This window comes from Gemmobacter nanjingensis (genome assembly GCF_014652195.1).
Lineage (GTDB): Bacteria > Pseudomonadota > Alphaproteobacteria > Rhodobacterales > Rhodobacteraceae > Gemmobacter > Gemmobacter caeni.
Genome location: NZ_BMYI01000005.1, coordinates 193370 through 197188 on the forward strand (window position 1 = coordinate 193370; position 3819 = coordinate 197188).

General features: G+C 69.8%; 1 protein-coding gene. It reads right to left on the bottom strand.

Translation table 11 applies throughout. The annotated features are described in order from the left end of the window. Positions 1-3819 (bottom strand): phage tail tip fiber protein (locus IE126_RS11135; protein WP_189380991.1); only part of this gene is annotated, 3819 nt, incomplete at both ends.

Genomic DNA, 3819 nt, shown 5'->3' on the forward strand with positions numbered 1-3819 from the left:
TTCGGCAACACCGCTCCTGCGGATGCGCCAGCCCGCCGCGCCCGGGGCATAATTGTCGGATTGCAGCGTGCCGCCGAACAGCGCCATGCCGGCGGTGCTGAAGCTGTCGGTGTCGATCTTGTCGGCATCGATATCGCCGGACTTGATCATCACCTTCTTGATGTAGGTGGCGCCACCTTCGAGCACGAAGGGCACGTCTCGCGCGTCGCCGTTGATGATGGCAAAGCGGTCGGCATTGACCAGCACCCGCCCCACGCCCGAGCTGGTGGCCTCCAGAAACAGCGCCGCCGTCTGGGTGGTGGCCCCGCCCGAGGCCGTGGCGGAAAGGCCGATCCGCGAAGTGGCGCCGGATGGCGTGGCCTCGACGCTGACCCGGAACTTTCCTGCCGCCGCGAACTTCCCCACATCGGCGCTGAGCGCCGTCAGGGCACCGGCATTGGCGGTGATATTGCCCTCGGCCGTCGTCACCCGCGTCGTCAGCGCATTCAGCGCCGAGGCCGGGGCCTTGCCCGCCAGATCATTCTGCAGGCTGGTGATCGCCGAAGACTGCGCCGATGTGGTGGACAGCAGATCGGGAATATTGCCGTCCTGCACCGAGATCCAGTTGGCCCCGCCCCAGCGGTAGCATTTGCTGTTGCTCGACGTGTCAAACCACAGATCGCCGATCCCGGGGCTGGCTGGCGCCGTCGCAGCGCGGAAGACCCTGTTCTTGCTGTTGGCCGTGGTCTCGACCGAGGTGACCTTGCTCTCCAGCGCGCTCAGGGCCGAGGCGCTGGCCTTGCCCGCAACCTCGCTCTGCAGGCTGGTGATCGCCGAGGCCTGCGCGGCGACGGTGCTTTGCAGGGCCGGGATATTCTTGTCCTGCACCGAGACCCAGCCGCTGCCATTCCAGCGCCAGCACCTGTCATTGTCATCGGTGTCAAACCACAGATCGCCCGCATTCCCGGTCGTCAGCCCGGTCGGGGCATCGCTCTGCCGGAACACCCGGTTCTTCGATCCGGCCACCGTTTCCACGGTGGTGACCCGGTTGGTCAGCGCGCCGACCGTGGCGGAACTGGCCTTGCCCGCCAGATCGTTCTGCAGACTGGTGATGGCCGAGGATTGCGACGAGATCGCGCCCTCCGCCGCCGTCACCCGTGTCGTCAGCGCAGTCAGGGCCGAGGTCGACGCCTTGCCCGCCAGATCATTCTGCAGGCTGGTGATGGCCGAGGATTGCGACGAGATCGCGCCCTCCGCTGCGGTCACCCGCGTCGTCAGGGCCGTCAGGGCGCTGGTCGAAGCCTTGCCCGCCAGATCATTCTGCAGGCTGGTGATGGCCGAGGATTGCGACGCGATCGCGCCTTCCGCCGCCGTCACCCGCGTCGTCAGGGCCGTCAGGGCGCTGGTCGAGGCCTTGCCCGCCAGATCGTTCTGCAGGCTGGTGATCGCCGAGGATTGCGACGAGATCGCGCCTTCCGCCGCCGTCACCCGCGTCGTCAGGGCATTCAGCGCCGTGGCCGAGGCTTTCCCCGCCAGATCATTCTGCAGGCTGGTGATCGCGCCGGACTGGCTGGTCAGCGCGGTCTCGGCATCGCTGACCCGCGTGGTCAGGCTGCTGACCGCCGAGGCGCTGGCCTTGCCTGCCATCTGGGATTGCAGCGTGGTGACCGCCGAAGCGGTCGAGGTCAGCGCCGTTTCCGCATCGGTCACCCGGCTGGTCAGCGCGGTCAGCGCACTGGCCGAGGCCTTGCCCGCCACGTCGGATTGCAGGGCGGTGATGGCCGAGGCCTGCGCGGTGAGACCGGCCTCGGTCACGGTGACACGGGCCGTCAGCGCCTCCAGCGCGCTGGCCCCGGCAAGGCCGGGCACCGTGGCCTCGAGCCGCGTGATCTTTTCCGCGAGGACGTTCATCTCCGCGCCCTGGGCGGTGACATCCGTGCGGATCACCTCATCGGCCGAGGCCGCCGCCTCGCGCAGGTCGCGGTCGGCGAGGAAGGCCGCGAACTGGGCCTCCAGCCCCTCGGCCGCCAGCGGATCGATGCTGTTGCGCAGGGCGATCACCGCAGCACTCTGACTGGTCAGCCCGTCCGAGAGGTCGCTGACCCCGGTCGCCAGTTCAGAGACCGCCGCCGCGCTGGCCTTGCCCGCCACATCCGATTGCAGCCCGGTGATCGCCGTGGCCTGCGCCGACAGCTGCCCCTCGGCGACGCTCACCCGGCCATCCAGCGCCTGCACCGCATTGGCCGTGGCACTGGCCACGCCGCCCACGCCGGTCAGGCTGGCCTGCAGTTCCGTGATGGCACTGGCCTGCGCCGTATCGGCCGAGATCCGCGCCGTGCGTTCGGCCACCAGCTCCGCCCGGCTGGCCCCCGGCGAGGGGCGGCCGATGGCGATCCAGTCGATCTCGATATAATTGCCACCTTCCGGCGCCGCCGCCAGATCCAGCCGGATCTGGTCGAGCAGGCCCGCCCAGTCCGGCGTGACCGTGATATCCGTGATCCCGTCGACCCAGACCGGCTCCGGGATGGCAAGGCTGCGCCCGGCGCCCCAGCCCTGACCGGCGGCCTGCCACCACAGGATGCCCGTCCAGCCGGGTGACCCGACCCGCCTGAGCCGCGCCCGGACCTGCGAATAGACCTGCGTGTCCACGGCAAGCCCGCCGGGCGAGGCGATCCATGCCCCGGCGCCGGTCGGCGGGCGCAGGTATCCGCCCGCCGCAGCGGGTGCCGAAGGGGATCCGGTCCAGCCTTCGGCCGTCGTGTCGAAGTACCAGATCTTCGCATGGTCGAACTGGGTATTGGTGCCGACGGAGACGGCGGCGATCTGCTGGGCCAGCGCATTCTCGCCATCCACCCGGGCCGTATCCACCGCGAGGATCTGCGCCCCGAGGCTCTGGCCCTCCGCCTCCAGAACCGTGACCCGTTCGGCAATGGCGCCGGTGGCGCTGGCCCCGACCGTGATCCGCTCGTCGAAAGAGGCGGCATAGCCCTCGACCACCACGCCGATCTGGCGCCGCAGCTCCTCACGGGCGCTGTAGGACTGATAATCCAGCTCGGCCACATAATCGCGCAGCGCCTGCATCGAGCGGGCCAGATCGCGGTAATGCTGCGCGGTGGTCAGTGCGAGATCCCCCCGCGCCGCCGCCTCACCGGCCAGAGCCGCCGCCTGCGCCGCAAGCCCGGCCGCCTGCGCGGCCTGATCGGTGGTGAGACCGGCCACCTCCGCCCGCACATCGTCCAGCGTCTCGTCGACCAGATCCAGTTCATTGCTGACCCAGCCCTGCAGGTCGGTCAGCTGCCCCAGAAGTTCCGCCCGGACATCATCCAGCGCCGCATCCGCCTGATCCAGCCCGCCATCGATCCACTGCTGGAGCGCATCGAGCTGGCCGAGGATTTCCGTCTCCAGCTGCGACCAGTCGAGATCGGCGGGGCCGAGCTTCAGGCTGGCGGTGGTGGCGCCGAGCCAGCCGGTCCAGGCGGTCTTGCGGCCCGAGATCAGCCGGGCGCTGACCTCATAGGCGGTGGCGGGCAAGAGGCCCGCGCTGATCACCGTGCCGCCCTCGGCCAGATCCTGCGTATCGCCGCGCAGGATGATGGCGGTGGTGCCCGCGAGCCGGAGGCGCCAGCGCAGGCCCCGCGCATCCAGATCGCTGTCCCAGCCGAGCTGCAGCGCCACGCGCCGACCCGCGCCCCCGGCATCCTTCAGGACGATGGCGCTGACGGCAAATCCTGACACCGGCTGGACCGGGATCGTGGTGCCCGGCGTGGCGGGGGTGTCGGGCAGTTCAAATTCCGCGCTCCAGTCGTAATCCGCCGGATCACGCTCGCGGATCGAGACCTT